This window comes from Oleiphilus sp. HI0123, assembly GCF_001635315.1.
In genome coordinates, this window is sequence record NZ_LWGE01001870.1 from 1 (window position 1) to 526 (window position 526).

The window sequence follows — 526 nt, forward strand, 5'->3', positions numbered from 1 at the left end:
GAGAATTATTCAGCATAAAGGAACAATATAAGTCGCTTGGATGGCAGCATACAGTGGGTGCTTCGGGTTCAATTAAGGCTATTCTAAATGCTTTGCGTCATCTTGGTTTAGCTGAAGAAACGATTACATTAAAAGCTTTGAAAGAACTAAAAGGCCTGATGATTACTCTCGGACATTGTGAGGACTTAGTTAAACTAGGTGTGAAATCTGAGCGTGCATCGATCTTTGCAGCCGGCTTTTCCATACTCTACTCATGCTTTAAGGTACTGGGCATCAAAGAAATGGAGTTCACATCGGGCGCGCTTAGGGAAGGTTTGCTGTATGACATACTAGGCCGGATTCAGCATGAGGATGTCAGAGAACGTTCACTTCAATCGATGCAGGCTCGCTATGCTATTGATGTTGAACACGCTGAAAGAGTAGAGAAAACAGCGCTTCATGCATACAAGCAAATTGCTTCGTATTGGGATATAGCCTTACCGCAATGTGAAAATCTACTACGTTGGGCAAGCCGGGTTTTTGAGGT

1 pseudogene is annotated in these 526 nt (G+C 43.3%); it reads left to right on the top strand.

The features are described from left to right. A pseudogene (locus tag A3761_RS25005) lies at positions 1 to 526 on the top strand (exopolyphosphatase); the annotation flags it as partial.